Genomic DNA, 25395 nt, shown 5'->3' with positions numbered 1-25395 from the left:
TCGATCATAGCTAGGCAATGCCAGTGCGACTTTAGTTCTCTCGAGCACGTTCTCTTGAGATCGAATTCGGATGCATGACCTCAGTGCGCGGGCCGCGGCGTTACGCTGAACGGCTTCGAGACTGCGGTCCTCTGTGGCGTCGAAGCGCTTTCCGCTCGTTGATGGAGCGGTTGGCGCAATTTCGCTTTGCGCGGATCATTCGCGCCAGGCGGCCCGTTCGGGCGGGTAGCTCGAGCAGAATTTGCGGACCCGGTGACGGGCCGCGGCAAGACAGCGGACCCGAGAGGGGCCGCGGCAGAAAAAGGGTGAAGGCCAGTATGCCGACGATCAACCAGCTGATCGCTCAACCGCGGGAAGTGCAGAAGTCGCGCAAGAAGGTGCCGGCGCTGCAGCAGTCGCCGCAGAAGCGTGGTGTTTGCACGCGCGTCTACACCACGACCCCGAAGAAGCCGAACTCGGCGCTTCGTAAGGTTGCCAAGGTGCGCCTGACCAACGGCTTCGAGGTGATCGGCTACATCCCTGGCGAGGGCCATAACCTCCAGGAGCACTCGGTGGTCATGATCCGCGGCGGCCGCGTCAAGGACTTGCCGGGCGTGCGCTATCACATCCTCCGCGGCGTTCTGGACACCCAGGGCGTCAAGAACCGTAAGCAGCGTCGTTCGAAGTACGGCGCCAAGCGTCCGAAGTAAGCGGGAACCAAGCCTATGTCTCGTCGCCACTCTGCGGAAAAGCGCGAAGTTCTTCCGGATCCGAAGTTCGGGAACATCATCGTCACGAAGTTCATGAACTCGGTGATGTACGCCGGCAAGAAGTCGGTTGCGGAAGGCATCGTCTATGGTGCGTTCGGCATCATCGAATCCAAGACCAAGCAGAACCCGCTCGGCGTGTTCGAGCAGGCGCTCGAGAACGTCATGCCGACCATCGAGGTCCGCTCCCGCCGCGTCGGCGGCGCGACCTACCAGGTTCCGGTCGAGGTCCGCTCGACCCGCCGGCAGGCGCTCGGCATTCGCTGGCTGATCGCGGCTGCGCGCGAGCGCAACGAGAAGACGATGACCGAGCGGCTCTCGGCGGAGCTTTTGGACGCATCGAACAACCGGGGGAACGCCGTCAAGAAGCGCGAAGACGTGCACCGGATGGCGGAAGCCAACCGCGCCTTCTCGCACTATCGCTGGTAACGGCGAAACAAACGGACTCGCAAGGAACACCCTATGCCCCGCCAACATGCCATCGAGGACTACCGTAACTTCGGTATCATGGCGCATATCGACGCCGGCAAGACCACGACGACCGAGCGCATCCTCTATTACACCGGCAAGAGCCACAAGATCGGCGAAGTGCACGAAGGTGCCGCGACGATGGACTGGATGGAGCAGGAGCAGGAGCGTGGCATCACGATCACCTCGGCTGCGACCACCGCGTTCTGGAACGGCAAGCGCCTGAACATCATCGACACTCCCGGTCACGTCGACTTCACCATCGAAGTCGAGCGTTCACTCCGCGTGCTCGACGGTGCCGTCTGCGTGCTCGACTCCAACCAGGGCGTCGAGCCTCAGACCGAGACCGTCTGGCGCCAGGGCGACAAGTACAAGGTTCCGCGCATCGTCTTCGCCAACAAGATGGACAAGATCGGTGCCGACTTCTTCAAGTGTCTGGCGGACATCGTCGACCGTCTGGGCGCCAAGCCCGTCGCGATCCAGCTTCCGATCGGTGCCGAGAACAACTTCAAGGGTCTCGTCGACCTCGTGAAGATGAAGGGCGTCGTCTGGAACGATGAATCGCTCGGCGCCAAGTTCGATTATGTCGATATTCCGGAAGACCTTGCCGACCAGGCCAAGGAATACCGCGAGAAGATGGTGGAAGCCGCCGTCGAGCTCGACGACGATGCCATGGCCGCCTATCTCGACGGCAAGGAGCCGGACGAGGCGACCCTGAAGCGCCTGATCCGCAAGGCGGTGCTGACCGGCGCGTTTTATCCCGTGCTGTGCGGCTCGGCCTTCAAGAACAAGGGCGTGCAGCCGCTGCTCGACGCCGTGGTCGACTATCTGCCGTCGCCGCTCGACGTGCCCGCGATCAAGGGCACCGACGACAAGGGCAACGAGGTCGTGCGCAAGGCGGACGACAAGGAGCCGCTGGCGCTGCTCGCGTTCAAGATCATGGACGACCCGTTCGTCGGCACCATCACCTTCTGCCGCATCTATTCCGGCATCCTGCAGAGCGGCACCGGCGTCGTGAACTCGACCCGCGAGAAGAAGGAGCGGATCGGGCGCATGCTGTTGATGCATGCGAACAACCGCGAGGACATCAAGGAAGCCTATGCCGGCGACATCGTCGCGCTGGCCGGTCTGAAGGAAGCGCGCACCGGTGACACGCTGTGCGATCCCGACAAGCAGGTGATCCTGGAGAAGATGGAGTTCCCCGAGCCGGTCATCGAGATCGCGATCGAGCCGAAGTCCAAGGCCGACCAGGAGAAGCTGGGCGTGGCGCTGGCCAAGCTCGCCGCGGAGGATCCGTCCTTCCGCGTGTCGACCGACCACGAGTCCGGCCAGACCATCCTCAAGGGCATGGGCGAACTCCACCTCGACATCAAGGTCGACATCCTCAAGCGCACCTACAAGGTCGACGCCAACATCGGCGCGCCGCAGGTGGCGTTCCGTGAGCGCATCACCAAGCGGGTGGAGCACAGCTATACCCACAAGAAGCAGACCGGCGGTACCGGCCAGTTCGCGGCCGTGTCGTTCATCGTCGAGCCGAACGAAGCCGGCAAGGGCTTCGAGTTCGAATCGAAGATCGTCGGTGGCGCGGTGCCGAAGGAATACATCCCGGGCGTCGAGAAGGGCCTGGAGAGCGTGCTGTCGTCCGGCGTGGTCGCGGGCTTCCCCGTGGTCGACGTCAAGGTGCAGCTCGTCGACGGCAAGTATCACGACGTCGACTCGTCGGCGCTCGCCTTCGAAATCGCCTCGCGCGCCTGCTTCCGCGAAGCGCTGCAGATGGGCAAGTCGGTCCTGCTCGAGCCGATCATGAAGGTCGAGGTGGTGACCCCGGAAGACTACACCGGCTCGGTCATCGGCGACCTGAATTCCCGGCGCGGTCAGATCCAGGGGCAGGACATGCGCGGCAACGCCAACGTCATCAACGCGATGGTGCCGCTCATGAACATGTTCGGTTACGTGAACAATCTGCGCTCGATGAGCCAGGGTCGCGCGACCTTCACCATGCAGTTCGATCACTACGCAGAAGCGCCGGCCAACGTGTCGGCAGAAGTCCAGAAGAAGTTTGCCTGATTGTCGTCGGTTGAAAGCTGACGATTGAACGGAGAGTCAAATGGCCAAAGCAAAGTTTGAACGTACCAAGCCGCACTGCAACATCGGCACCATCGGTCACGTCGACCATGGCAAGACGTCGCTGACCGCGGCGATCACCAAGGTTCTCGCCGAAGCCGGCGGTGCGACGTTCACCGCGTACGACCAGATCGACAAGGCGCCGGAAGAGAAGGCCCGCGGCATCACCATCTCGACCGCGCACGTCGAGTACGAGACGCCGAACCGCCACTACGCCCACGTCGACTGCCCCGGCCACGCCGACTACGTCAAGAACATGATCACCGGCGCTGCCCAGATGGACGGCGCGATCCTGGTTGTGTCGGCCGCTGACGGCCCGATGCCGCAGACCCGCGAGCACATCCTGCTCGCCCGCCAGGTCGGTGTGCCCGCGCTCGTCGTGTTCCTCAACAAGTGCGACATGGTCGACGATCCGGAGCTGCTCGAGCTCGTCGAGCTCGAAGTCCGCGAGCTGCTTTCCAAGTACGAATTCCCCGGCGACAAGATTCCGATCATCAAGGGTTCGGCGCTCGCCGCTCTCGAAGACTCCGACAAGAAGCTCGGCCACGACGCCATCCTCGAGCTGATGAAGAACGTCGACGAGTACATCCCGCAGCCGGAGCGTCCGATCGACCAGCCGTTCCTGATGCCGGTTGAAGACGTGTTCTCGATCTCGGGCCGCGGCACCGTCGTGACCGGCCGTGTCGAGCGCGGCGTCGTCAAGGTCGGCGAGGAAATCGAGATCGTCGGTCTCCGCGCCACCCAGAAGACCACCGTCACCGGCGTCGAAATGTTCCGCAAGCTGCTCGATCAGGGTCAGGCCGGCGACAACATCGGCGCGCTGCTCCGCGGCACCAAGCGCGAAGACGTCGAGCGCGGCCAGGTTCTGGCCAAGCCGGGTTCGGTCAAGCCGCACACCAAGTTCAAGGCCGAGGCCTACATCCTCACCAAGGAAGAGGGCGGTCGCCACACCCCGTTCTTCACCAACTACCGTCCGCAGTTCTACTTCCGCACCACCGACGTGACCGGTGTCGTGCACCTGCCGGAAGGCACCGAGATGGTGATGCCGGGCGACAACATCGCGATGGAAGTGCACCTGATCGTGCCGATCGCGATGGAAGAGAAGCTCCGCTTCGCGATCCGCGAAGGCGGCCGCACCGTCGGCGCCGGCGTCGTCGCCTCGATCATCGAGTAACAACGCGAATAGGGAATGGCGAGTGGCGAATAGTTTCTATTCGCTATTCGCTACTCGCCACTCACTAAGAAAGATTCGGCAATGAACGGCCAAAACATTCGTATCCGTCTCAAGGCGTTCGACCATCGTATCCTCGATACGTCGACCCGTGAGATCGTGAACACGGCGAAGCGCACCGGCGCGCAGGTCCGCGGACCCATTCCGCTGCCCACCCGCATCGAGAAGTTCACCGTTAACCGTTCGCCCCACGTCGACAAGAAGAGCCGCGAACAGTTCGAGATGCGCACTCACAAGCGCCTGCTCGACATCGTCGATCCGACCCCGCAGACCGTCGATGCTTTGATGAAGCTCGACCTGGCCGCCGGTGTCGACGTCGAGATCAAGCTCTAAGATTTTGGATCCCGTTCGCCAAAAGCGGACAAAGAGAACAGGAAGCAAGCCGATGCGCTCCGGAGTGATCGCACAAAAGGTCGGGATGACGCGGGTCTTCACGGAGGCCGGCGAACATATCCCCGTGACCGTGCTGAAGCTCGGCAATTGCCAGGTCGTAGGCCACCGCACCGAAGAGAAGAACGGTTACGTCGCGCTCCAGCTCGGTTCGGGCAGCCGCAAGACCGTTTACATGCCGAAGGCCGAGCGCGGCCAGTTCGCGGTCGCCAAGGTCGAGCCGAAGCGCCGGGTCGAGGAATTCCGCGTCACCGCGGACGCCATGATCCCGGTCGGCGCCGAGATCCAGGCCGACCACTTCGTCGTCGGCCAGTTCGTCGACGTCACCGGCACTTCGGTCGGTAAGGGCTTCGCCGGCGGCATGAAGCGCTGGAACTTCGGCGGTCTGCGCGCCACGCACGGTGTGTCGATCTCGCACCGCTCGATCGGTTCGACCGGTGGCCGTCAGGACCCCGGCAAGACCTGGAAGAACAAGAAGATGCCCGGCCACATGGGTGTCGACCGCATCACCACGCTCAACCTTCGCGTCGTCCAGACCGATGTCGAGCGCGGCCTGATCCTCGTCGAAGGCGCCGTTCCCGGCTCCAAGGGCGGCTGGATCCGCGTGCGCGACGCCGTCAAGAAGCCGCTGCCGAAGGAAGCCCCAAAGCCCGGCAAGTTCAAGGTTGCTGGCGACGCGGAAGCCGCTCCGGCTGCGCAGGAGGCGTGAGATGGAATTGAAGGTCACCACCCTCGAAGGTAAGGAAGCCGGCTCCGTCCAGCTGTCCGACGCCATTTTCGGCCTCGAGCCGCGCGAGGACATCATCGCGCGCTGCGTGCAGTGGCAGCTCAACAAGCGCCAGGCCGGCACGCACAAGGCCAAGGGCCGCGCCGAGATCTGGCGCACCGGCAAGAAGATGTACAAGCAGAAGGGCACCGGCGGTGCTCGTCACGGCTCGGCCCGCGTGCCGCAGTTCCGCGGCGGCGGTCGTGCCTTCGGTCCGGTGGTGCGTTCGCACGCCACCGACCTGCCGAAGAAGGTCCGTGCGCTCGCTCTGAAGCATGCGCTCTCGGCCAAGGCCAAGGACGGCGATCTCGTCGTGATCGAGAAGGCCGCGCTGGAAGCCGCCAAGACCAAGGCGCTGCTCGGCCACTTCTCGGGCCTCGGCCTCACCAACGCGCTGATCATCGACGGTGCCGAGCTCAACAACGGCTTCGCCGCTGCGGCTCGCAACATCCCGAACATGGACGTGCTGCCGATCCAGGGCATCAACGTCTATGACATCCTGCGCCGTCAGAAGCTCGTTCTGACCAAGGCCGCCATCGATGCGCTGGAGGCGCGCTTCAAATGAGCAAGAACATCGAGCCTCGCCACTACGACGTGATCCTGTCGCCGGTCGTGACCGAAAAGGCGACGATCGCCTCGGAGCACAACAAGGTGCTGTTCAAGGTGGCCGCCAAGGCGACCAAGCCGCAGATCAAGGAAGCGATCGAGAAGCTGTTCGACGTCAAGGTCAAGAGCGTCAACACGCTGGTCCGCAAGGGCAAGGTCAAGGCCTTCCGCGGCACCATCGGCTCGCAGTCGAACAGCAAACGCGCGATCGTGACCCTCGAAGAGGGTCACCGGATCGACGTCACCACCGGTCTGTAAGGTCGTACGACGATGGCACTGAAGACATTCAATCCCACGACGCCGGGCCAGCGCCAGCTGGTCATGGTCGATCGTTCGGCCCTCTACAAGGGCAAGCCGGTCAAGGCGCTCACCGAAGGCAAGAAGTCCTCGGGCGGCCGCAACAACACCGGCCGCATCACCGTGCGCTTCCGCGGCGGTGGTCACAAGCAGACACTGCGTACCGTCGACTTCAAGCGTGAGAAGATCGACGTGCCCGCGACCGTCGAGCGTCTCGAGTATGATCCCAATCGCACCGGTTTCATCGCCCTGATCAAGTATCAGGACGGCGAGCAGGCCTACATCCTGGCGCCGCAGCGCCTGGCGGTGGGTGACACGATCATCGCCGGCAATTACGTCGACGTGAAGCCGGGCAACGTCATGCCGCTCGGCAACATGCCGGTCGGCACGATCATCCACAACATCGAGGTCAAGATCGGCAAGGGCGGCCAGCTGGCGCGTTCCGCCGGTACCTACGCCCAGCTCGTCGGCCGTGACCAGGATTACGTCATCATCCGCCTGAACTCGGGCGAGCAGCGCCTGGTGCACGGTCGTTGCCGCGGCACGATCGGCGCGGTGTCGAACCCGGATCACATGAACACCTCGATCGGCAAGGCCGGTCGCAAGCGTTGGATGGGCCGCAGGCCGCACAACCGCGGTGTCGCGATGAACCCGATCGACCATCCGCACGGCGGTGGTGAAGGTCGTACCTCGGGCGGCCGCCACCCGGTCACCCCGTGGGGCAAGCCGACCAAGGGCAAGAAGACCCGCACCAACAAGTCGACCAACAAATTCATTCTCCTAAGCCGCCACAAGCGGAAGAAGTAAGGAACGCCGGACATGGTTCGTTCAGTCTGGAAAGGCCCGTTCGTCGAGGGTTCTCTGCTCAAGAAGGCAGATGCCGCGCGCGCGTCCGGCCGTCACGACGTCATCAAGATCTGGAGCCGTCGCTCGACGATCCTGCCGCAATTCGTCGGCCTGACCTTCGGCGTCTACAACGGTCAGAAGCACGTGCCGGTGGCCGTGAACGAGGAAATGGTCGGTCACAAGTTCGGCGAGTTCTCGCCGACCCGGACCTTCCATGGCCACTCCGGCGACAAGAAAGCCAAGAAGGCTTGAGGATTAAACGATGAGCAAACCTAAGCGCGAACGGAGCCTCGCCGACAACGAGGCCAAGGCGGTCGCCCGGATGCTGCGGGTGAGCCCGCAGAAGCTCAACCTGGTCGCCCAGCTCATTCGCGGCCGGAAGGCGTCTGCCGCGCTCGCCGACCTGCAGTTTTCGCGCAAGCGGATCGCGGTCGACGTGAAGAAGTGCCTGGAATCGGCGATCGCCAACGCCGAGAACAACCACGACCTCGACGTCGACGATCTCGTCGTGGCGCAGGCCTTCGTCGGCAATGGCCTCGTGATGAAGCGCTTCGCCGCCCGCGGCCGCGGCCGCTCGGGCCGTGTCTACAAACCGTTTTCGCAGCTGACGATCATCGTTCGTCAGGTCGAAGCTGAAGCCGCCGCTTAAGGGCGCAGGAGAACACGATGGGTCAAAAGATCAATCCGATCGGTCTGCGTCTCGGCATCAACCGGACCTGGGATTCCCGCTGGTTCGCCGGCAAGCAGGAATACGGCAAGCTGCTGCACGAGGACGTCAAGATCCGCGAGATCCTGCACAAGGAGCTCAAGCAGGCGGCCGTCGCCCGCATCGTGATCGAGCGTCCGCACAAGAAGTGCCGCGTCACCATCCACTCGGCCCGTCCGGGCGTGGTGATCGGCAAGAAGGGCGCCGACATCGACAAGCTGCGCAAGAGGGTCGCGGACATCACCTCGTCCGACGTCGTCATCAACATCGTCGAGATCCGCAAGCCGGAGCTCGATGCGACGCTGGTGGCCGAATCGATCGCGCAGCAGCTCGAGCGCCGCGTGGCGTTCCGCCGTGCCATGAAGCGCGCCGTGCAGTCGGCAATGCGTCTCGGCGCGGAGGGCATCCGCATCAACTGCTCGGGACGTCTGGGCGGTGCGGAAATCGCGCGCATGGAGTGGTACCGCGAAGGCCGCGTGCCGCTGCACACGCTGCGTGCCGACATCGACTACGGCGTTGCGACCGCGTTCACGACCTTCGGCACCTGCGGCGTCAAGGTCTGGATCTTCAAGGGCGAGATCCTCGAGCACGATCCGATGGCTCAGGACAAGAGAATGGCCGAAGGCGAGACCGGCGGCAGTGGCGATCGCGGTGGCCGTCAGCGCCGCGAGACGGCCGCTGCCTAAGGCCAGACAGGAATTTGAGGGCTTAAAGCCATGATGCAACCTAAGAAAACGAAGTTCCGGAAGGCGCATAAGGGCCGCATCCACGGCGTTGCGTCTTCGGGCGCGACGTTGGCGTTCGGCCAGTTCGGCCTGAAGGCGACCGAGCCTGAGCGCGTCACCGCGCGCCAGATCGAAGCCGCCCGCCGCGCGCTGACCCGCCACATGAAGCGCGCCGGCCGCGTCTGGATCCGCGTGTTCCCCGACGTTCCGGTGTCGAAGAAGCCGGCCGAAGTCCGCATGGGCTCCGGCAAGGGTTCGCCGGAATTGTGGGTCGCGCGCGTCAAGCCGGGCCGGGTGCTGTTCGAGATCGACGGCGTCAATACCCAGACGGCGCGTGAGGCGCTGACCCTGGCGGCCGCCAAGCTGCCGATCAAGACGCGCTTCGTCGAGCGCATTGCGGAGTAATGGCCATGGCACAGATGAAGATCGAAGACATCCGCGCGATGAGCCCCGACCAGCAGGATGAGGCCATCCTGAACCTGAAGAAGGAGCGCTTCAACCTGCGCTTCCAGCGCGCCACCGGGCAGCTCGAGAACACCTCGCGCCTGCGCGAGGCCCGCCGCGACATCGCCCGGATCAAGACCATCGCCGCGCAGACGCGCGCGAAGAAGAAGTAAGAGGCTTACGAAGATGCCGAAACGTACTTTGCAGGGCGTGGTCGTCAGCGACAAGCAAGCCAAGACCATCGTGGTGCGCGTCGACCGCCGCTTCACGCACCCGATCTACAAGAAGACGATCCGCCGTTCGAAGAACTACCACGCGCACGACGAGAGCAACCAGTTCAAGCCGGGCGACATGGTGTGGATCGAGGAAACGAAGCCGATTTCGAAGTTGAAGCGCTGGGTCGTGATCCGGGGCGAACACAAGAAAAGCGCCTGATCTTTTGGCTTTAGCCGACTGACTTCAGGGAAATGTTGAGCGCCGGCTGGGCTGGCGCAAAGAGAAAGAGGACGAGGTGCATCAATGATTCAGATGCAGACCAACCTCGACGTGGCCGACAATTCTGGCGCACGCCGTGTCATGTGTATCAAGGTGCTCGGAGGCTCCAAGCGCCGCTACGCCACGATCGGCGACATCATCGTCGTGTCGATCAAGGAAGCCATTCCGCGTGGCAAGGTGAAGAAGGGCGACGTGATGAAGGCCGTCGTGGTGCGCGTCCGCAAGGACATCCGCCGCGCCGACGGCTCGGTCATCCGTTTCGACCGCAACGCCGCCGTGCTGATCAACAACCAGTCCGAGCCGGTCGGCACCCGTATCTTCGGGCCCGTGCCGCGCGAGCTGCGCGCCAAGAACCACATGAAGATCATCTCGCTCGCGCCGGAGGTGCTGTGATGGCTGCGAAGATCCGCAAGGGCGACAAGGTCGTCGTGCTGACCGGCCGCGACAAGGGCCGCACCGGCGAAGTGTTCGAGGTTCGCCCCGACGCCGGCACCGCGCTGGTGCGCGGCATCAACATGGTCAAGCGTCACCAGAAGCAGACGCAGGCCCAGGAGGGCGGCATCATCTCGAAAGAGGCGCCGATCCAACTGTCCAACATCGCGTATGTCGGCAAGGACGGAAAGCCGACCCGCGTCGGATTCAAGATTCTGGCGGACGGCAAGAAGGTCCGCATCGCCAAGAGCTCGGGAGCTGAGATCGATGGCTGAGGCCGCTTACACGCCGCGCCTGCGCGCGGAATATGACGCGAAGATCCGCACGGCTCTGACCGAGAAGTTCGGTTACGAGAACGTCATGCAGGTTCCGCGCCTGGACAAGGTTGTGCTGAACATGGGCGTTGGCGATTCCGTCAACGACCGCAAGAAGGCCGAGACCGCCGCTGCCGAATTGACCCAGATCGCCGGCCAGAAGGCGATCGTCACCTATTCGCGCATCGCGATCGCGACCTTCAAGCTGCGTGAGAACCAGCCGATCGGCTGCAAGGTTACGCTGCGCAAGGCCCGCATGTACGAGTTCATCGATCGCCTGGTGAACGTCGCGCTGCCGCGCGTGCGCGACTTCCGCGGCCTGAACCCGAAGAGCTTCGACGGCCGCGGCAACTACTCGCTCGGCATCAAGGAGCACATCATTTTCCCCGAGATCGACTTCGACAAGGTCACGGAAGCCCGCGGTATGGACATCACCGTCTGCACCACGGCCAAGACCGACGAAGAGGCGAGGGCCTTGTTGACCGCTTTCAATTTCCCGTTCCGGCAGTGAGACGCTGACTTAGAGCCTCTCAAACGCGGATACCCAGGAGCCAAGCATGGCAAAGAAGAGTTCAGTCGAGAAGAACAACCGGCGCAAGCGGATGGTGAAGAACGCCGCCGCCAAGCGCGAGCGGTTGAAGGCGATCATCGCCGACAAGACGCTGCCGATGGAGGAGCGGTTCGCCGCGACCCTGAAGCTGGCGGAAATGCCGCGCAACTCGTCGGCGACCCGCATCCGCCTGCGTTGCGAGCTGTCGGGCCGTCCGCGCTCGAACTATCGCAAGAACAAGCTGTCCCGTATCGCGCTGCGCGAACTTGGCTCCAAGGGCATGGTCCCGGGCCTCGTGAAGTCCAGCTGGTAAGGAGGGTCGTTTAGATGTCTACGCACGATCCAATCAGCGATCTGATCACCCGTATCCGCAACGCGCAGATGCGTTCGAAGACCAAGGTGTCCACGCCCGGCTCGAAGATGCGCGAGAACGTGCTCGAGGTTCTGAAGGCCGAGGGCTACATCCGCGGTTACGCCACGCTCGAGCACTCCTCGGGCCGCAGCGAGATCGAGATCGAGCTGAAGTATTTCGACGGCGAGCCCGTCATCCGCGAGATTGAGCGCGTTTCCAAGCCCGGGCGCAGAGTCTACGCCTCGGTGAAGAACCTGCCGCGGGTGAACAACGGTCTCGGCATTTCGGTGTTGTCGACGCCGAAGGGGATCATGGCCGACCACAGCGCGCGCGACGCGAATGTGGGCGGTGAAGTCCTCTTCACGGTGTTCTGAGAAGGATTTTTCATCCATGTCACGAGTTGGCAAAAGGCCTGTGGCGGTTCCGTCGGGTGTGACCGCGACCGTCGATGGGCAAACCGTCAAGATGAAGGGGCCGAAGGGCCAGCTTCAGTTCGTCGTCCACGACGACGTCGAGGTGAAGCTCGAGAACGGCCAGGTCAAGGTCAAGCCGCGGACCGAGACCAACCGCGCGCGGGCCCTCTACGGCACCGCTCGCGCCCAGGTCGCGAATCTGGTCGAAGGCGTCACCAAGGGTTTCGAGAAGAAGCTCGAGATCACCGGCGTCGGCTATCGCGCCGCGATGCAGGGCAAGAACCTGCAGCTCGCGCTCGGCTACAGCCATGACGTGATCTACCCGATCCCCGAGGGGATCACGATCACCGTGCCGAAGCCGACCGAGATCACGGTGGCGGGCAGCGACGTCCAGCGCGTCGGCCAGGTCGCCGCCGAGATCCGCTCCTATCGTCCGCCGGAGCCCTACAAGGGCAAGGGCGTGAAGTATGTGGGCGAATTCATCTTCCGCAAGGAAGGCAAGAAGAAGTAACGGAGCCGGTCATGTCGAAAGCCAAGGTTACGAATGCCCGGCGCAAGCGGAGTGTGCGGCTGAAGCTGCGCCGTTCCGCCGGCGGCCGTCCGCGCCTGTCGGTGTTCCGCTCGTCCAAGCACATCTACGCCCAGGTCATCGATGACCTGAAGGGCGAGACGCTGGCCTCTGCTTCGTCGCTCGAGAAGTCGATGCGCGACGGCGGCAAGACCGGCGCCGACATCGATGCGGCGAAGGCGGTCGGCAAGCTGCTGGCCGAGCGCGCTGCAGAGAAGGGTGTCAAGGAAGTCGTGTTCGATCGCGGCAGCTATCTCTATCACGGGCGCGTCAAGGCTCTTGCCGATGCAGCGCGTGAGAGTGGGCTGAGCTTCTAACAGAATTTGAGGATTGAGGCGTAAGTCTCTGAAGGATTAGAAAAATGGCAGAACGCGAACAACGTGGTGGACGCGATCAACGCGGCGGCGGACGTGAACGCAGGGAGCGCGAGGAGCGCGACAGCGAGTTCGTCGACAAGCTCGTCCACATCAACCGCGTGGCCAAGGTCGTCAAGGGCGGCAAGCGCTTCGGTTTCGCAGCGCTGGTCGTGATCGGCGACCAGAAGGGCCGCGCCGGCTTCGGTCACGGCAAGGCGCGCGAAGTGCCCGAGGCGATCCGCAAGGCGACCGAGTCCGCCAAGCGCAACCTGACGCGGGTGTCGCTGCGCGAGGGCCGCACGCTCCATCACGACATCGCCGGCCGTCATGGCGCGGGCCGTGTCTATCTGCGTGCAGCTCCGGCCGGTACCGGCATTATCGCCGGCGGCCCGATGCGCGCCGTGTTCGAGACGCTCGGCGTCCAGGACGTGGTGGCGAAGTCGATCGGCTCGTCGAACCCGTACAACATGGTGCGCGCGACCTTCGACGCGCTCAAGCACCAGGATTCGCCGCGTTCGGTCGCAGCCCGCCGCAACATCAAGGTGTCCACCCTCCAGTCCCGTCGTATCGGCGGCGATGCCGAGGCGGCCGCCGACTAACGGAAGCTTTTCGGAGTAGACTCCCATGGCCAAGGCCGCAAAGACGATCAAGGTCGAGCAGACCGGCAGCGCGATCCGCCGCCACCACTCGCAGCGTTCGACCCTGATCGGGCTCAAGCTCAACAAGATCGGCCGCACCAGCGAACTGCCGGATACCCCGGCGGTCCGCGGCATGATCGAGAAGGTTCACCATCTCGTCCGCATCATCGACGAGAAGTAAGCAAAGGCGCACGGTCCCGGAGAGCGGGAAGCCGTTTTCGGTGAAGATCGTGCGCAAGACACAAGGAGAAGGGCGATGAAGCTCAGCGATATCGCCGACAACGCCGGCTCGCGCAAGAAGCGTATGCGCGTCGGCCGCGGCATCGGTTCCGGCAAGGGCAAGCAGTCCGGCCGCGGCGGCAAGGGCCAGACCGCGCGTTCGGGCGTGCGCATCAAGGGTTTCGAAGGCGGCCAGATGCCGATGCATCGCCGTCTGCCCAAGCGCGGCTTCAACAACATCTTCCGCGTCGAGTTCGCCGAGATCAATCTCGACCGGCTCCAGGAAGCCGTCGACGCCAAGAAGATCGACGCCGGCAGCGTCGTCAACGTCGAGGCCCTGGTGAAAGGCGGCGTGCTGCGCCGCGCCAAGGGCGGCCTGCGGCTGCTCGGCCGAGGCGAGGTCAAGTCCAAGCTCAACATCGAAGTGCACGGCGCCAGCAAGACCGCGATCGCCGCGGTCGAGAAGGCCGGCGGTTCGGTGAAGATCCTCGCCCAGCCCAAGGAAGAAGGCGAGGCGGCGTAACAACTGCGTCATTGGCCCGCGGCGCGCGGGCCTTTACGCATGCGGGACGTGGACTTATCGAAGCCGAGCCCCAGATAGTGTCCGGCGTCCGCTAATTCAGCCCGGCCGCGGGCATCAACGGCGCAATAGGCGGCGGGAGAAAGTCCAAGATGGTCTCTGCAGCGGAACAACTGGCAGCCAATCTCAATTTCGGCGCGTTTGCCAAGGCCGACGAACTGAAGAAGCGCATCTGGTTCACCCTGGGTGCGCTGCTCGTTTATCGGCTCGGGACCTACATTCCGCTGCCCGGCATCGACCCGAGCGCCTGGGAACAGGTGTTCCGCTCGCAGGCCGGCGGCATCCTCGGCATGTTCAACATGTTCGCCGGCGGCGGCATCAACCGCATGGCGATCTTCGCGCTGAACATCATGCCGTATATCTCGGCCTCCATCATCATCCAGCTGTTGACCACGGTGTCGCCGCAGCTCGAAGCGCTGAAAAAGGAAGGCGAAGCCGGCCGCAAGACGCTGAATCAGTATACCCGCTATCTCACGGTGATCCTGGCCGCGTTCCAGTCCTACGGCATCGCGGTAGGACTTCAGGGCGCCGGCAATGTCGTCAGCGAACCTGGACTGTTTTTCCTGCTCTCGACCTCTATCACGCTGACCGGCGGCACCATGTTCCTGATGTGGCTCGGCGAGCAGATCACCTCGCGCGGCATCGGCAACGGCATTTCGCTGATCATTCTGGCCGGCATCGTCGCCGAGTTGCCCGCGGCACTCGCCGGCATGCTCGAGCTCGGCCGTCAGGGCGCGATGTCGACCGGCCTGATCCTGGTCGTCATCATCATGGCCGTCGTCGTGATCGCCTTCATCGTCTTCATGGAGCGCGCCCAGCGCCGCCTCTTGATCCAGTATCCGAAGCGCCAGGTCGGCAACAAGATGTTCGAGGGCCAGTCCTCGCATCTGCCGCTCAAGCTCAACACCTCCGGCGTGATCCCGCCGATCTTCGCATCCTCGCTGCTCCTCTTGCCGACGACGGTTGCGAACTTCAACACGGGTAGCGGGCCGGAATGGTTCCAGTGGATCACCACACAGCTCGGCCATGGCCGTCCGCTGTTCCTGATCATGTATCTGGCGCTGATCGTGTTCTTCGCCTTCTTTTACACCGCGATCGTGTTCAACCCGACCGAGACCGCGGACAATCTGAAGAAGCACGGCGGTTTCATTCCCGGCATTCGCCCGGGCGAACGCACCGCGGAATACATCGACTACGTGCTGTCGCGCATCACCGTGCTGGGTGCGATTTATCTCGCCATCGTCTGCTTGATCCCGGAAATCCTGATCTCCTACGCTTCGGTGCCGTTCTATTTCGGCGGCACCTCGCTGCTGATCGTCGTCAGCGTCACCATGGACACGGTGGCGCAGGTCCAGGGCTATCTGCTGGCGCACCAGTATGAAGGTCTGATCCGCAAGTCCAAGCTGCGGGGCCGCCGTAGATGAGCAGGGAGCTCGCGCGCCGAATCGCTTTCACGATCGGCGCGCTGCTCCTTTTCAGGCTCGGCACGCAGATCCCGATTGCGGGGCTGAATCTCTCCGACGTCTCGCCGGCGCTGGATCTCGTCTCCCGGCTTTCGATCTTTGCGCTCGGCCTCATTCCCTATCTGACTGCCGCAATCTTGATCCGGCTGCTGTCCATGGTGTGGCGCGGCCTGAGTTCGCTCGAACGATCCGGTGAGGGCGGACGGCGTAAGATCGCACGTGCCACGCTCGGGCTCACACTCGGACTTGCGGCCTTTCAGGCCTACGGCATCGCCTCGGCACTGACGTCGATCCCGGGCCTCGTCAAAAATCCCGACGGCTGGTTCGTGACGACGGCTACGGCCTCGATGGTCGGCGGCGTCGTCGTGCTGGTGTGGCTCAGCGAACAGATGACCCGCTACGGCATCGGCAATGGCTTGGCGCTGATCTTGAGTGCCGGCTTCATCGTCGCCGTTCCGCAAAACATTGCCGGTATCGCGGATCTCGTGCGGAGCGGGACGATCTCGGGCAATCTTGTGCTCGGCCATGTCGTGTTTTGGATCGCGATCGTCGTCGTGATCGTGCTTGTCGAAGGTGCGCGGCGAAATATCCGGGTCCAGTACGCAGCACAAAGCGTCGGTACGCGGCAACTGCCTGTGCGCGATGCAATGCTGCCGATCAAGCTCAACAGCGCCGGGTTTCTGATTCCGGTCACCGTAGCGCCGTGGATATTCTATCTGCCGCTTGCCTTTGCGGGCTTCATCCTGGGAGGCGATCATCCCATGGTTGCCGCAACCTACCGGCATCTCCAGCTGGGGCAGCCGGCGCACCTCATCCTCGTGTCGATCGCCGTGTTCGTGCTCGCCTTCGTCTACACTGCTTATGTGCTCGATCCCGAATACACCGCCAAATCCCTGACCCGCCACGATGGTGCAATTCCCGGTGTCGCTCCCGGCGAGGCCACCGCGGACTATCTCGATCGCGTCGTGTCATTGACGACAGTCGTCGGAGCCGTCTACCTGACGGCGTTGCAGTTGATTCCGGAGGTGTTCGAGCTTTACGGGATCGGGCTGCCTTATAGTATGGTCGTCAATGGTGGTGCAGTGCTGGTTGTGGTTTGCACCGTTCTTGATATCAAAACGCAGGTGCGCGAGGTGTCGCTCACCAATCCGGGGGGCGTACGCCGATGAGAATTATACTTCTGGGACCGCCGGGGTCGGGCAAGGGGACCCAGGCCCAGCTCCTGGTGCAGCGCTATGGCATCGTCCAGCTCTCGACTGGCGAGATGCTGCGTGCCGCGGTTGCGGCCGGCACCCCGGTCGGGTTGAAGGCCAAGGAGATCATGGCGAGCGGCGGCCTCGTGCCCGATGACGTCGTGGTGGGAATCATTTCCGACCGCATCGAGCAGCCGGACGCCAAGAGCGGTTTCATCCTCGACGGTTTCCCCCGCACCGTGCCGCAGGCCGAGGCGCTGGACGAGCTGCTCAAGCGCAAGCACCTCAAGCTGGACGCCGTGATCGAGCTCCGGGTCAATGAGAGCGCGCTTCTGAGCCGCGTCGAGACCCGCGTCGCCCAAATGCGGGAGCGCGGCGAGGAGGTCCGGCTCGACGATACCCCGGAGGTCCTGACCAAGCGGCTGGCCAGCTATCGCAGCCAGACGGAACCGCTGATTCACTACTATTCCGAGCGGCGGAAGCTCTCGACCATCGACGGCATGATGACCATCGACGAGGTCACCCGCGCCATCCATCGCCAGCTGCTGGCTCTGGGGGCGGTCGAGCCCAAGACGCATGCCCGGAGCGCCGCCAAGGCGGCGCCGGCTAAAAAGGCCCAGGCGGGGAAGAAGGCGGCGGCAAGGCCGGCAAAAACGGTCAAAAAGGGCGTCAAATCGGCTAAAAAGGCCGCCAAATCGGCGGTGAAAGGCCCAAAGAAGGCGGCCAAGAAAGCCTCCAAGAAAGCCGTCAAGAAAGCAGCCAAGAAGTCGGTCAAAAAGGGTGCCAAAAAGGCCGCAAAAAAGGTCACGAAAAAGCGAGCCAAGCGCTAGCAGCGGTTGACGAAAGCCCCCGGAATCCCTTAATAAGCCCCGCATCCAAGTCGGATAGTTTCAGACGATGCCGGGCCCCAGGAAGACCGGGGGTGGGCGTCGTGTTCGCGTTTGTGAACACCTGCCCGAGAAAGCAAGCACTTAAAGCCCGATCCCTGACGAGGGATCGGCAACAGGAGAGAAGGCCGTGGCCCGTATTGCCGGCGTGAACATTCCCACCAACAAGCGCGTGCTGATCGCGCTCCAGTACATCCATGGCATCGGCCAGAAGATCGCTGGTGAGATCCTCGAGAAGGTGAAGATCCCCGTGGATCGTCGCGTCAATCAGCTCAGCGACGCCGAAGTGCTCCAGATCCGCGAAGTGATCGACCGCGACTATCTCGTCGAGGGCGACCTGCGTCGTGAGGTCGGCATCAACATCAAGCGTCTGATGGACCTCGGCTGCTATCGCGGCCTGCGTCATCGTCGCGGTCTGCCGGTGCGCGGTCAGCGGACCCACACCAATGCGCGCACGCGCAAGGGCCCGGCCAAGGCCATCGCCGGCAAGAAGAAGTAAACTGGCGAATTGGACGTGGCGAGTGGCGAGTAGGGGGCTTCCCTATTCGCCACTCGCTACTCGCTATTCGCTTCCATAGGTGTAGCCGCTGGCATTACGGCGGCGTTTGAGATCTTCAGGAAAGGGACTCAATGGGCAAGGAAGCCACCCGCGTTCGTCGTCGTGAGCGCAAGAACATCGCCTCCGGCGTCGCGCATGTGAACTCGTCGTTCAACAACACGACCATCACCATCACCGACGCGCAGGGCAATACGATCGCCTGGTCCTCGGCCGGCACGATGGGCTTCAAGGGCTCGCGCAAGTCGACCCCGTATGCCGCGCAGGTTGCCGCCGAGGACGTGTCCAAGAAGGCGCAGGAGCACGGCATGCGCACGCTGGAAGTCGAGGTCGCCGGTCCCGGTTCGGGCCGCGAATCGGCGCTCCGCGCGCTCCAGGCTGCCGGCTTCACCGTCACCTCGATCCGCGACGTGACCACGATCCCGCACAACGGCTGCCGTCCCCGCAAGCGTCGGCGCGTTTGATTTTGACGAGCTGCGGGCGCGTCGGCGCCCGCGGCGACTTTGCAAGAAGCCGCGGGAATGATCTGCGGCCTTTCTCCAACGCCAGTATTTGCACCGTCAAATTGACTGGCCTGTATGGGTGAAACAGTGACGATCCAGAAAAATTGGCAAGAACTGATTCGGCCGAACAAGCTCCAGGTCACGCCCGGCAGCGATTCCTCGCGTTTCGCGACCATCGTCGCCGAGCCTCTCGAGCGTGGCTTCGGCCAGACCCTCGGCAATGCGCTGCGCCGCATCCTGCTCTCCTCGCTCCAGGGCGCGGCGGTGCAGTCGGTGCACATCGACGGCGTGCTGCACGAGTTCTCCTCGATCGCGGGCGTCCGTGAGGACGTCACCGACATCGTGCTCAACATCAAGGACATCTCGATCAAGATGCAGGGCGAGGGCCCCAAGCGCATGGTCGTGAAGAAGCAGGGCCCGGGTGTCGTCACCGCGGGCGACATTCAGACGGTCGGCGATGTGGTCGTGCTCAACCCCGATCTGCAGATCTGCACGCTCGACGAGGGCGCCGAGATCCGCATGGAGTTCACGGTCTCGACCGGCAAGGGCTACGTGCCCGCCGAGCGCAACCGTCCCGAGGATGCGCCGATCGGCCTGATCCCGGTCGACAGCCTGTACTCGCCGGTCCGCAAGGTCTCCTACAAGGTCGAGAACACCCGCGAGGGCCAGATCCTCGACTACGACAAGCTGACCATGACGATCGAGACCAACGGCGCGATCACGCCGGATGACTCGGTGGCCTACGCCGCCCGCATCCTGCAGGATCAGCTCAACGTGTTCGTCAACTTCGAAGAGCCGCGCAAGGAAGTCGCCCAGGAGATCATCCCGGACCTCGCCTTCAACCCGGCCTTCCTCAAGAAGGTGGACGAGCTCGAGCTGTCGGTGCGTTCGGCCAACTGCCTGAAGAACGACAACATCGTCTACATCGGCGACCTCGTGCAGAAGAGCGAGGCGGAAATGCTCCGCACCCCGAACTTCGGCCGCAAGTCGCTGAACGAGATCAAGGAAGTGCTGGCCCAGATGGGTCTGCACCTCGGCATGGAAGTGCCGGGCTGGCCGCCGGAGAACATCGACGAGCTCGCCAAGCGCTTCGAGGATCATTACTGAGCGAATGGCGAGTAAGGAGTGGCGAATAGGGGAAGAAGATCTATTCGCTACTCACCATTCGCCACTCGCGGCCTAGGGCGAACGCAGGAAGCCCACCTGAAAACCAGTCGCTGAACCACCGCGACACAATCGAAGAAGGACTACACACATGCGTCACGGCAAGGTTCATCGGAAGCTCAACCGCACGGCCGAGCACCGCAAGGCGATGTTCGCCAACATGGCGGCCGCGCTGATCAAGCACGAGCAGATCGTCACCACGCTGCCCAAGGCCAAGGAGCTTCGCCCGATCGTCGAGAAGCTCGTCACCCTCGGCAAGAAGGGCGGCCTGTCGCTGCGCCGTCAGGCCATCTCCGAGCTGCGCGACGTCGATATGGTCAAGAAGCTCTTCGATACGCTCGCGACCCGCTACAAGGACCGCCAGGGCGGCTACACCCGCATCATCAAGGCCGGCTTCCGCTATGGCGACAACGCCGCGATGGCCGTGATCGAGTTCGTCGATCGCGATGTCGATGCCAAGGGCCAGGATTCCGGCCCGGTGCAGGAGAAGGAAGCCGAGGCGGCGTAAAGCCCGATCGGCATGCCGTTTCAAGAGCGGCGCCTTTGGCGCCGCTTTTTTGTTGGAACGGTCGGGTGGACAAAGGCGCGCTCTTGGCGCGCCGTGCCCACCATTCACGCTCCTCACGCGTCGGTGAGCCCCGATTGCAGCTGAGGGAGCCGCTTCCGATATCTCCATCCGCATCCATGGAGATATCGCATGAAGATCGACCTTTCCGGAAAAACCGCCCTCGTGACCGGCTCGACCGCCGGCATCGGCCACGCCATCGCCAGGGGGCTCGCCGGCTCCGGCGCCAGCGTCGTGATCAACGGCCGCGGCCAGGACAAAGTCGATGCGGCGGTGCGCAGGCTGGAAGGGACGGGCGCCAAGGTCCGCGGCATCGCGGCCGACGTCTCGACCGCGGCAGGCTGCAAGGCACTCGTTGCGGCGCTGCCCGAGGTCGACATCCTCATCAACAATGCCGGCATCTTCGAGCCCAAGGATTTCTTCGACATCCCCGACGAGGACTGGAGCCGATTCTTCGAGGTGAATGTGATGAGCGGCGTGCGCCTGTCGCGCGCCTACATGAAGGGCATGCTCGCGCGCAACTGGGGCCGCATCGTCTTCATCTCCTCGGAATCCGGGCTCAACATTCCCGTCGAGATGATCCACTACGGCATGACCAAGACGGCCCAGCTTTCGGTCGCGCGCGGCCTGGCGCAGCTCACCGCTGGCTCCGGCGTCACCGTCAATTCCGTGCTGCCGGGCCCGACCATGTCGGAAGGCGTCGAGACGTTCGTCAAGGATCTCGCGAAGCAGAACGGCCAGTCCGTGGATGAAGCCGCCGCCAACTTCGTCAAGCAGCATCGCCCGAGCTCGCTGCTGCAGCGCTTCGCCAGCGTCGACGAGATCGCCAATATGGTGGTCTATGTCGCCTCGAAGGAGGCATCCGCCACCAACGGCGCAGCGCTGCGCGCCGAGGGCGGCATCGTCAACACCATCGCCTGAGGCGAGGCGCATGGCGGCCTATGTGATCTCCGAGGTCGTACTGCGCGACCCCCGAGGACTTCAAAAACCTATCGCGCACTTGCCGCCAGGACGGTCGCGCAGTACGGCGGGCGCTATCTCGTCCGCGGCGGCAAGGCCGAGCTTGCCGAAGGCAATTTGCCGCCGAAGGCCATTATCATCGTCGAATTCGCGTCGATGGCGCGGCTGAAGGAATGGTACGCCTCGCCGGAATATGCCGAAGCGCTCAAGTTGCGGCAGACGGCGCTGGAGCGGCGGCTGTTGTTCGTTGAAGGGACACCGGTGCCGTAGGGTGGGCAAAGCGAAGCGTGCCACCATTGTCGCGACTAGAGAGAGATGGTGGGCACTGCGCAAGCGCGCCTTGCCCACCCGACGAAGCCTTAGCCTACCACCCCTCCAGCACGATCTTGCCGCGCGACTTGCCGCTCTCCAACAGCGCGTGCGCGCGCTTCAGGTTGGCTGCGTTGATTGTGCCGAAGGTCTGGTCGAGTGTGGTGCGCAACACGCCCTTGTCGATGAGGTCGGCCACGTCATTGAGCAGATGATGCTGCGCGATCATGTCAGGCGTCTGGAACGAGGAGCGCGTGAACATCGATTCCCAATGCACCGAGATTGCCTTGCCCTTGAATGCGGCAATCGTGAACTCCGGGGGATCGTCGATCAGGCCGAACTTGCCCTGTGGTGCCATGAATTCCGCGATCGCCTTGTAGTGCTGGTCGGTAAAGGTGAGGCTGGCCACCAGCGCAACCGGCGGCAGCTTCAATTTCTCGATCTGCTCCTTCATCGGCTTGCCATGGTCGATCACCGCATGCGCGCCGAGATCGAGGCACCATTTCTGCGACTCCGGCCGTGTCGCGGTGGCGAGCACCGTCAGCCCGGTGAGGCGGCGGGCGAGCTGGATCAGGATCGAGCCGACGCCGCCGGCGCCGCCGGTGATCAACAGCGTGCGCGGATCGACGCTCTTGCCCGGCACCGCACCGAGCCGGTCGAACAGCAGCTCCCAGGCGGTGATCGAGGTGAGGGGAAGAGCGGCGGCTTGGGCGAACGACAGGCTCTTCGGTTTGGCGCCGACGATGCGCTCGTCGACCAGATGGAATTCGGCGTTGGTGCCCTGGCGCAGGATCGAGCCCGCGTAGAACACTTCGTCCCCTGGCTTGAACAGCGTGACCTCAGACCCGACCGCATCGACCACGCCGGCCGCGTCATAGCCGAGGATCTTGGTCTCGCCCTCGGGCGGGGCGGCGCGCTTGCGCACTTTGTAGTCGACCGGATTGGCCGAGATCGCTTTCACCGCGACGCGGATGTCGCGCCCTTTGGGGTCGGGTTTAGCGGTCTCGAAATCGAACAGTGATTCCGCGTCCTCGATCGGAAGCGATTTCTTGTAGCCGACGGCTTTCATGGCGTGTCTCCATCAGATGGCTTTGTTCGCCCGCTGCCTTAACTGTCGCTCTGGCTCCGATTTGGCAAGTACTGTAAATTTGGGGATATAGTCCCTGTTTGGATACTATTGGGAAAAAGCCGCATGAAACGCCGTAACTTCGCCCGCCGTCCAGGCTGCTCGGTCGAGGCGACGCTGGACCTGATCGACGGCAAGTGGAAGGGCGTGATCCTCTACCACCTGCAGAGCGGCACCCAGCGCTTCGGCGAATTGCGCCGCCGGATGCCTGGCATCACCCAGCGCATGCTGACGAAGCAGCTGCGCGCGCTGGAGGAAGACCGGCTCGTCATCCGCAAGGTCTATGCCGAGGTGCCGCCGCGGGTGGAGTATTGCCTGTCCGAACTGGGCGAGAGCCTGAGGCCCGTGATCGACATCCTGAAGGCCTGGGGCGAGAGCCACCAGGAGCGGTTGTCCTGCGCGCCGCCGCCCGTGGTCGTGAAGAAGAAGCGCGCGGCGTGATCGTTCGGGAGCGGACGCTGCCGCTCCCGAACGAGCGCGTTCTAAAGCGCGATCGCGCTTTAGGTTTTGTTTAAGCATGATCTTTTCGGAAAACCGCTTCACACTTTTCCGGATCATGCTCTAGAACGCGAACTGCGTGCGCATCGCGACCGCGTCGAACTTCGAGCCGACGTCGGCGGTCGAGATCGGCGAGGCCTGTCGCGACACCGTGCCGTGCAGATAATCGAGCATGAAGCGCACGTTGCCGTTGACGTACCAGTTGAGCGCGAGCGTATAGACGGTCTGCCGGCCGCCTGCGACGCCGCTCGCGGTCGCGAGCTGATCGTTGAGGTCGATCGTCGAGAACCGTCCTGCGATCTCCCACGCGCCCCAGCCGCCGCCGTCGAGCGAGAACGGATGTGCCGGCTTGACGCCGCTATAGGCCGCGTTCGCCGCATTGTATGAGCGGCCTTCGCCGGTCAGCACATAGCCGGCCTGCGCGTAGCCGCCTTGGAATTTCAGGCTCGGTGCACCCGTCAGCGGCACGGCCGTGTTGGCGGTGCGATCGACATTGTACCAGAAATACTCGCCCTGGACGATGAACGGACCGTAGGTCGCCGCCGCCTCGACGCTGTAGACCTGCGCGCCCGAGGCATTGGCGATAGCGCCGGTCGAGATCAGCGTGGTCGGGTCGAGCCGCAATTCCGGACGATCGCTGAGCGTGACCGTCTGGGTGTTGGCGATGAGATTGCGCGGCGGCTGGATCAGCCATTGCGCATTGGCGCCGATATGCACCGAGTAGTCCTTGGTGCTGATCGGATTGCCGGCGACGCGCGCCACGGCACCATATTGCTCGCTGGTGCCGGGCGGCGCCGCGCTCGAGGCGGAATGGATCGCACCGGTCGTCGGTCCCGTGACATAGCCGCCGATCCAGAGCTGGTCGTTGAACCAGCGCGCACCGGCTGCGGAACGGAAGTCACCGGCAGCGATGTTGGTCGCGATCACGCCGGGCGAGGCGAGCTCCATGAACATGATGTCGTTCGAGCTCGTGGCTTCATCCATGGTGTAGGGCAGGTCCATGATGCCGGCCTCGATCGCCATCTTGCCGCCGAACGGCTTCAGGCCGGTATAGCTGATATAGGCGTTCTCGACGCCGGAGACGCCGCCGCCCGGCAGCGATCCCGGCGCGGCGCCGCCAAATCCGTCGGACGAGCCGCCGAAATCGTAGACCAGTGCGAAATTCCAATCGTGGAAGAACTTGCCGGTGACACCGATGCGCGCGCGGCGGACGTTCTGGCCGCTATCGAGCTTTTGCGGCACGGTGGCCGCGGTGTTGGGACGATAGTCATAGCCGCCGACATCCCAATGCAGGCGGCTGGTGATGGCGACGCAATTGGCCTGGTCGGCGGTGCAGATCGTCGGCCGGTTGTTCGGCATCGTCACGACGACGCCGGACGCCGGCGCCGGCCCCTTGACGGGAATTGCCGCGTTGGCATTGGCCACCGCGGCCTTTGCCTCCGCGCGCGCCTCGGCCTTTGCCTCTGCTTTGGCTTCGACTTTCGCCTTTGCTGCGGCTGCCGTGTTCGCCGCGGTCTGGCTCTGCAGCTTGTCGAGCTTCTGTTCGAGCATCTTCAACTGCTGCTTCAACAGCGCGATCTCCTGCTCACTGCTGCTTGCCGACTGGGCCTGGGCCTGCGAGGCCGCCAGCGCGCCGGCGAGACCAATCGCGGTGGCCGCAATTCTTGTTCTGCTCACGTTACGCTCCATCATCTGACTGTTTTCCCCAAGTCGCGAAGGGAGAGCCTAGGTGTGATCGATGACTGCCCCGCGACGCTGCGAGCGGTTGCGTGGGTTCCCACTGATGCAAATTCGCCGCAACCGAATCCGCTTCACACCACCATGCAAGATGACGCACATCATGCCAATCCGCCGCCGGGCAAATGGCCGATTCGCACGGCACCCTTGCATGCCGGACACGGCTGC

General features: G+C 63.6%; 36 protein-coding genes and 1 pseudogene. 35 read left to right on the top strand and 2 right to left on the bottom strand.

The window, feature by feature from the left end:
- The first annotated feature begins 317 nt into the window (after positions 1-317).
- The 34 genes and pseudogenes from rpsL (at position 318) to I6F37_RS03305 (ending at position 21827) form a co-directional block, all read left to right on the top strand.
- Positions 318-689 carry a 30S ribosomal protein S12 gene (gene rpsL / locus I6F37_RS03470; protein WP_007603006.1) on the top strand — a complete coding sequence of 124 codons (372 nt, stop codon included), beginning with the start codon at positions 318-320 and terminating at the stop codon, positions 687-689.
- 15 nt (positions 690-704) lie between these two features.
- Complete coding sequence (gene rpsG / locus I6F37_RS03465) at positions 705-1175, top strand: 30S ribosomal protein S7 (protein ID WP_018647239.1); 471 nt, start codon at positions 705-707, stop codon at positions 1173-1175.
- Between the two features lie 33 nt (positions 1176-1208).
- Positions 1209-3281, top strand: a complete 2073-nt coding sequence (fusA, locus tag I6F37_RS03460) for an elongation factor G (protein ID WP_036027596.1) — start codon at positions 1209-1211, stop codon at positions 3279-3281.
- Positions 3282-3321: 40 nt separating this feature from the next.
- On the top strand, positions 3322-4512 hold the full coding sequence (gene tuf, locus I6F37_RS03455; protein ID WP_025036994.1) for an elongation factor Tu: 1191 nt from the start codon (positions 3322-3324) through the stop codon (positions 4510-4512).
- Positions 4513-4593: 81 nt separating this feature from the next.
- The gene (gene rpsJ / locus I6F37_RS03450; protein WP_002712302.1) at positions 4594-4902 is read left to right on the top strand and encodes a 30S ribosomal protein S10; all 309 of its coding nucleotides are present in this window, start codon (positions 4594-4596) and stop codon (positions 4900-4902) included.
- A 52-nt stretch (positions 4903-4954) separates the two neighbouring features.
- Positions 4955-5668, top strand: coding sequence for a 50S ribosomal protein L3 (rplC, locus tag I6F37_RS03445; protein ID WP_025036993.1), 714 nt, complete (start codon positions 4955-4957; stop codon positions 5666-5668).
- A gap of 1 nt (position 5669) precedes the next feature.
- Positions 5670-6290 (top strand): 50S ribosomal protein L4, encoded by a 621-nt coding sequence (gene rplD / locus I6F37_RS03440; RefSeq protein WP_018647243.1) that lies wholly within the window; start codon positions 5670-5672, stop codon positions 6288-6290.
- Positions 6287-6589, top strand: a complete 303-nt coding sequence (locus I6F37_RS03435) for a 50S ribosomal protein L23 (protein WP_025036992.1) — start codon at positions 6287-6289, stop codon at positions 6587-6589. The genes rplD and I6F37_RS03435 overlap by 4 nt, the downstream gene beginning before the upstream one ends.
- Before the next feature lie 12 nt (positions 6590-6601).
- Positions 6602-7435: a 50S ribosomal protein L2 gene (gene rplB / locus I6F37_RS03430; RefSeq protein WP_024342450.1), complete on the top strand. Its 834-nt coding sequence runs from the start codon at positions 6602-6604 to the stop codon at positions 7433-7435.
- A 12-nt stretch (positions 7436-7447) separates the two neighbouring features.
- The gene (rpsS, locus tag I6F37_RS03425) at positions 7448-7726 is read left to right on the top strand and encodes a 30S ribosomal protein S19 (RefSeq protein ID WP_008136357.1); all 279 of its coding nucleotides are present in this window, start codon (positions 7448-7450) and stop codon (positions 7724-7726) included.
- 10 nt (positions 7727-7736) lie between these two features.
- Positions 7737-8123, top strand: a complete 387-nt coding sequence (gene rplV / locus I6F37_RS03420) for a 50S ribosomal protein L22 (RefSeq protein ID WP_008549264.1) — start codon at positions 7737-7739, stop codon at positions 8121-8123.
- Between the two features lie 17 nt (positions 8124-8140).
- Complete coding sequence (gene rpsC, locus I6F37_RS03415; protein ID WP_036011029.1) at positions 8141-8866, top strand: 30S ribosomal protein S3; 726 nt, start codon at positions 8141-8143, stop codon at positions 8864-8866.
- A 30-nt stretch (positions 8867-8896) separates the two neighbouring features.
- A complete protein-coding gene (gene rplP / locus I6F37_RS03410; RefSeq protein ID WP_008136349.1) occupies positions 8897-9310 on the top strand; it encodes a 50S ribosomal protein L16 in 414 nt (137 codons plus the stop codon).
- 5 nt (positions 9311-9315) lie between these two features.
- Positions 9316-9522 carry a 50S ribosomal protein L29 gene (rpmC, locus tag I6F37_RS03405; RefSeq protein ID WP_025036989.1) on the top strand — a complete coding sequence of 69 codons (207 nt, stop codon included), beginning with the start codon at positions 9316-9318 and terminating at the stop codon, positions 9520-9522.
- Between the two features lie 13 nt (positions 9523-9535).
- A complete protein-coding gene (gene rpsQ / locus I6F37_RS03400; RefSeq protein WP_024342452.1) occupies positions 9536-9784 on the top strand; it encodes a 30S ribosomal protein S17 in 249 nt (82 codons plus the stop codon).
- 84 nt (positions 9785-9868) lie between these two features.
- Positions 9869-10237, top strand: a complete 369-nt coding sequence (gene rplN, locus I6F37_RS03395) for a 50S ribosomal protein L14 (RefSeq protein WP_007603030.1) — start codon at positions 9869-9871, stop codon at positions 10235-10237.
- Positions 10237-10551, top strand: a complete 315-nt coding sequence (gene rplX, locus I6F37_RS03390) for a 50S ribosomal protein L24 (RefSeq protein WP_011088142.1) — start codon at positions 10237-10239, stop codon at positions 10549-10551. The genes rplN and rplX overlap by 1 nt, the downstream gene beginning before the upstream one ends.
- Positions 10544-11101, top strand: a complete 558-nt coding sequence (rplE, locus tag I6F37_RS03385; RefSeq protein ID WP_025036988.1) for a 50S ribosomal protein L5 — start codon at positions 10544-10546, stop codon at positions 11099-11101. The genes rplX and rplE overlap by 8 nt, the downstream gene beginning before the upstream one ends.
- Before the next feature lie 46 nt (positions 11102-11147).
- Positions 11148-11453, top strand: coding sequence for a 30S ribosomal protein S14 (gene rpsN / locus I6F37_RS03380; protein WP_028137018.1), 306 nt, complete (start codon positions 11148-11150; stop codon positions 11451-11453).
- Positions 11454-11467: 14 nt separating this feature from the next.
- Positions 11468-11866 (top strand): 30S ribosomal protein S8, encoded by a 399-nt coding sequence (gene rpsH / locus I6F37_RS03375; RefSeq protein ID WP_024342456.1) that lies wholly within the window; start codon positions 11468-11470, stop codon positions 11864-11866.
- A 16-nt stretch (positions 11867-11882) separates the two neighbouring features.
- A complete protein-coding gene (rplF, locus tag I6F37_RS03370; protein ID WP_036011036.1) occupies positions 11883-12416 on the top strand; it encodes a 50S ribosomal protein L6 in 534 nt (177 codons plus the stop codon).
- Positions 12417-12427: 11 nt separating this feature from the next.
- Positions 12428-12790: a 50S ribosomal protein L18 gene (gene rplR / locus I6F37_RS03365; protein ID WP_024342458.1), complete on the top strand. Its 363-nt coding sequence runs from the start codon at positions 12428-12430 to the stop codon at positions 12788-12790.
- A 44-nt stretch (positions 12791-12834) separates the two neighbouring features.
- Positions 12835-13428 carry a 30S ribosomal protein S5 gene (gene rpsE / locus I6F37_RS03360; protein WP_025036985.1) on the top strand — a complete coding sequence of 198 codons (594 nt, stop codon included), beginning with the start codon at positions 12835-12837 and terminating at the stop codon, positions 13426-13428.
- A 25-nt stretch (positions 13429-13453) separates the two neighbouring features.
- Positions 13454-13648, top strand: coding sequence for a 50S ribosomal protein L30 (gene rpmD, locus I6F37_RS03355; protein WP_025036984.1), 195 nt, complete (start codon positions 13454-13456; stop codon positions 13646-13648).
- A gap of 75 nt (positions 13649-13723) precedes the next feature.
- Entirely contained in the window at positions 13724-14209 is a 486-nt protein-coding gene (gene rplO / locus I6F37_RS03350; RefSeq protein WP_225150237.1) for a 50S ribosomal protein L15, read from the top strand.
- Positions 14210-14358: 149 nt separating this feature from the next.
- The gene (secY, locus tag I6F37_RS03345) at positions 14359-15690 is read left to right on the top strand and encodes a preprotein translocase subunit SecY (protein ID WP_036011045.1); all 1332 of its coding nucleotides are present in this window, start codon (positions 14359-14361) and stop codon (positions 15688-15690) included.
- A complete protein-coding gene (locus I6F37_RS03340) occupies positions 15687-16898 on the top strand; it encodes a preprotein translocase subunit SecY (protein WP_225150234.1) in 1212 nt (403 codons plus the stop codon). The genes secY and I6F37_RS03340 overlap by 4 nt, the downstream gene beginning before the upstream one ends.
- A complete protein-coding gene (locus I6F37_RS03335) occupies positions 16895-17752 on the top strand; it encodes an adenylate kinase (protein ID WP_036011049.1) in 858 nt (285 codons plus the stop codon). The genes I6F37_RS03340 and I6F37_RS03335 overlap by 4 nt, the downstream gene beginning before the upstream one ends.
- Before the next feature lie 187 nt (positions 17753-17939).
- Positions 17940-18308 (top strand): 30S ribosomal protein S13, encoded by a 369-nt coding sequence (rpsM, locus tag I6F37_RS03330; protein WP_008549231.1) that lies wholly within the window; start codon positions 17940-17942, stop codon positions 18306-18308.
- Between the two features lie 131 nt (positions 18309-18439).
- A complete protein-coding gene (gene rpsK, locus I6F37_RS03325) occupies positions 18440-18829 on the top strand; it encodes a 30S ribosomal protein S11 (protein WP_007603045.1) in 390 nt (129 codons plus the stop codon).
- A gap of 114 nt (positions 18830-18943) precedes the next feature.
- Positions 18944-19975 carry a DNA-directed RNA polymerase subunit alpha gene (locus tag I6F37_RS03320; protein WP_036011050.1) on the top strand — a complete coding sequence of 344 codons (1032 nt, stop codon included), beginning with the start codon at positions 18944-18946 and terminating at the stop codon, positions 19973-19975.
- 148 nt (positions 19976-20123) lie between these two features.
- Positions 20124-20540, top strand: a complete 417-nt coding sequence (rplQ, locus tag I6F37_RS03315) for a 50S ribosomal protein L17 (protein WP_025036979.1) — start codon at positions 20124-20126, stop codon at positions 20538-20540.
- 189 nt (positions 20541-20729) lie between these two features.
- On the top strand, positions 20730-21518 hold the full coding sequence (locus I6F37_RS03310) for an SDR family NAD(P)-dependent oxidoreductase (protein WP_036011054.1): 789 nt from the start codon (positions 20730-20732) through the stop codon (positions 21516-21518).
- 10 nt (positions 21519-21528) lie between these two features.
- Positions 21529-21827, top strand: a pseudogene (locus I6F37_RS03305) (DUF1330 domain-containing protein).
- A gap of 94 nt (positions 21828-21921) precedes the next feature.
- Here I6F37_RS03305 and I6F37_RS03300 read toward each other — a convergent pair.
- Complete coding sequence (locus I6F37_RS03300) at positions 21922-22935, bottom strand: zinc-binding alcohol dehydrogenase family protein (protein WP_036011057.1); 1014 nt, start codon at positions 22933-22935, stop codon at positions 21922-21924.
- Positions 22936-23058: 123 nt separating this feature from the next.
- On the opposite strand from I6F37_RS03300, the gene I6F37_RS03295 reads away from it, so the two are divergent.
- The gene (locus I6F37_RS03295; protein ID WP_036011060.1) at positions 23059-23433 is read left to right on the top strand and encodes a helix-turn-helix domain-containing protein; all 375 of its coding nucleotides are present in this window, start codon (positions 23059-23061) and stop codon (positions 23431-23433) included.
- A 120-nt stretch (positions 23434-23553) separates the two neighbouring features.
- Here I6F37_RS03295 and I6F37_RS03290 read toward each other — a convergent pair whose 3' ends face one another.
- The gene (locus I6F37_RS03290) at positions 23554-25167 is read right to left on the bottom strand and encodes an OprO/OprP family phosphate-selective porin (protein ID WP_225150232.1); all 1614 of its coding nucleotides are present in this window, start codon (positions 25165-25167) and stop codon (positions 23554-23556) included.
- Between the last annotated feature and the right edge of the window lie 228 nt (positions 25168-25395).

The sequence above is a fragment of the Bradyrhizobium sp. NBAIM08 genome (assembly GCF_020193935.1).
GTDB classification, from domain to species: Bacteria; Pseudomonadota; Alphaproteobacteria; order Rhizobiales; family Xanthobacteraceae; genus Bradyrhizobium; species Bradyrhizobium yuanmingense.
This window is presented reverse-complemented; position numbering and strand designations above follow the sequence as displayed.

Excerpts from the sequence above, each read along its gene's own strand:
- rplC (WP_025036993.1), top strand. The coding sequence starts at position 4,955 with ATGCGCTCCGGAGTGATCGCACAAAAGGTCGGGATGACGCGGGTCTTC.
- rpsC (WP_036011029.1), top strand. The coding sequence starts at position 8,141 with ATGGGTCAAAAGATCAATCCGATCGGTCTGCGTCTCGGCATCAACCGG.
- rpsQ (WP_024342452.1), top strand. The coding sequence starts at position 9,536 with ATGCCGAAACGTACTTTGCAGGGCGTGGTCGTCAGCGACAAGCAAGCC.
- I6F37_RS03435 (WP_025036992.1), top strand. The coding sequence starts at position 6,287 with ATGAGCAAGAACATCGAGCCTCGCCACTACGACGTGATCCTGTCGCCG.
- rplR (WP_024342458.1), top strand. The coding sequence starts at position 12,428 with ATGTCGAAAGCCAAGGTTACGAATGCCCGGCGCAAGCGGAGTGTGCGG.
- fusA (WP_036027596.1), top strand. The coding sequence starts at position 1,209 with ATGCCCCGCCAACATGCCATCGAGGACTACCGTAACTTCGGTATCATG.
- rpsN (WP_028137018.1), top strand. The coding sequence starts at position 11,148 with ATGGCAAAGAAGAGTTCAGTCGAGAAGAACAACCGGCGCAAGCGGATG.
- rplX (WP_011088142.1), top strand. The coding sequence starts at position 10,237 with ATGGCTGCGAAGATCCGCAAGGGCGACAAGGTCGTCGTGCTGACCGGC.
- secY (WP_036011045.1), top strand. The coding sequence starts at position 14,359 with ATGGTCTCTGCAGCGGAACAACTGGCAGCCAATCTCAATTTCGGCGCG.
- I6F37_RS03295 (WP_036011060.1), top strand. The coding sequence starts at position 23,059 with ATGAAACGCCGTAACTTCGCCCGCCGTCCAGGCTGCTCGGTCGAGGCG.
- I6F37_RS03300 (WP_036011057.1), bottom strand. The coding sequence starts at position 22,935 with ATGAAAGCCGTCGGCTACAAGAAATCGCTTCCGATCGAGGACGCGGAA.
- rpsS (WP_008136357.1), top strand. The coding sequence starts at position 7,448 with ATGGTTCGTTCAGTCTGGAAAGGCCCGTTCGTCGAGGGTTCTCTGCTC.
- rplE (WP_025036988.1), top strand. The coding sequence starts at position 10,544 with ATGGCTGAGGCCGCTTACACGCCGCGCCTGCGCGCGGAATATGACGCG.
- I6F37_RS03335 (WP_036011049.1), top strand. The coding sequence starts at position 16,895 with ATGAGAATTATACTTCTGGGACCGCCGGGGTCGGGCAAGGGGACCCAG.
- rplB (WP_024342450.1), top strand. The coding sequence starts at position 6,602 with ATGGCACTGAAGACATTCAATCCCACGACGCCGGGCCAGCGCCAGCTG.
- rpsG (WP_018647239.1), top strand. The coding sequence starts at position 705 with ATGTCTCGTCGCCACTCTGCGGAAAAGCGCGAAGTTCTTCCGGATCCG.
- rplF (WP_036011036.1), top strand. The coding sequence starts at position 11,883 with ATGTCACGAGTTGGCAAAAGGCCTGTGGCGGTTCCGTCGGGTGTGACC.
- rpsL (WP_007603006.1), top strand. The coding sequence starts at position 318 with ATGCCGACGATCAACCAGCTGATCGCTCAACCGCGGGAAGTGCAGAAG.
- tuf (WP_025036994.1), top strand. The coding sequence starts at position 3,322 with ATGGCCAAAGCAAAGTTTGAACGTACCAAGCCGCACTGCAACATCGGC.
- rpmD (WP_025036984.1), top strand. The coding sequence starts at position 13,454 with ATGGCCAAGGCCGCAAAGACGATCAAGGTCGAGCAGACCGGCAGCGCG.
- I6F37_RS03340 (WP_225150234.1), top strand. The coding sequence starts at position 15,687 with ATGAGCAGGGAGCTCGCGCGCCGAATCGCTTTCACGATCGGCGCGCTG.
- rplO (WP_225150237.1), top strand. The coding sequence starts at position 13,724 with ATGAAGCTCAGCGATATCGCCGACAACGCCGGCTCGCGCAAGAAGCGT.
- rpsJ (WP_002712302.1), top strand. The coding sequence starts at position 4,594 with ATGAACGGCCAAAACATTCGTATCCGTCTCAAGGCGTTCGACCATCGT.
- rpmC (WP_025036989.1), top strand. The coding sequence starts at position 9,316 with ATGGCACAGATGAAGATCGAAGACATCCGCGCGATGAGCCCCGACCAG.
- I6F37_RS03320 (WP_036011050.1), top strand. The coding sequence starts at position 18,944 with ATGGGTGAAACAGTGACGATCCAGAAAAATTGGCAAGAACTGATTCGG.
- I6F37_RS03310 (WP_036011054.1), top strand. The coding sequence starts at position 20,730 with ATGAAGATCGACCTTTCCGGAAAAACCGCCCTCGTGACCGGCTCGACC.
- rplN (WP_007603030.1), top strand. The coding sequence starts at position 9,869 with ATGATTCAGATGCAGACCAACCTCGACGTGGCCGACAATTCTGGCGCA.
- rplD (WP_018647243.1), top strand. The coding sequence starts at position 5,670 with ATGGAATTGAAGGTCACCACCCTCGAAGGTAAGGAAGCCGGCTCCGTC.
- rpsH (WP_024342456.1), top strand. The coding sequence starts at position 11,468 with ATGTCTACGCACGATCCAATCAGCGATCTGATCACCCGTATCCGCAAC.
- rplV (WP_008549264.1), top strand. The coding sequence starts at position 7,737 with ATGAGCAAACCTAAGCGCGAACGGAGCCTCGCCGACAACGAGGCCAAG.
- rpsK (WP_007603045.1), top strand. The coding sequence starts at position 18,440 with ATGGGCAAGGAAGCCACCCGCGTTCGTCGTCGTGAGCGCAAGAACATC.
- rplP (WP_008136349.1), top strand. The coding sequence starts at position 8,897 with ATGATGCAACCTAAGAAAACGAAGTTCCGGAAGGCGCATAAGGGCCGC.
- rpsE (WP_025036985.1), top strand. The coding sequence starts at position 12,835 with ATGGCAGAACGCGAACAACGTGGTGGACGCGATCAACGCGGCGGCGGA.
- rplQ (WP_025036979.1), top strand. The coding sequence starts at position 20,124 with ATGCGTCACGGCAAGGTTCATCGGAAGCTCAACCGCACGGCCGAGCAC.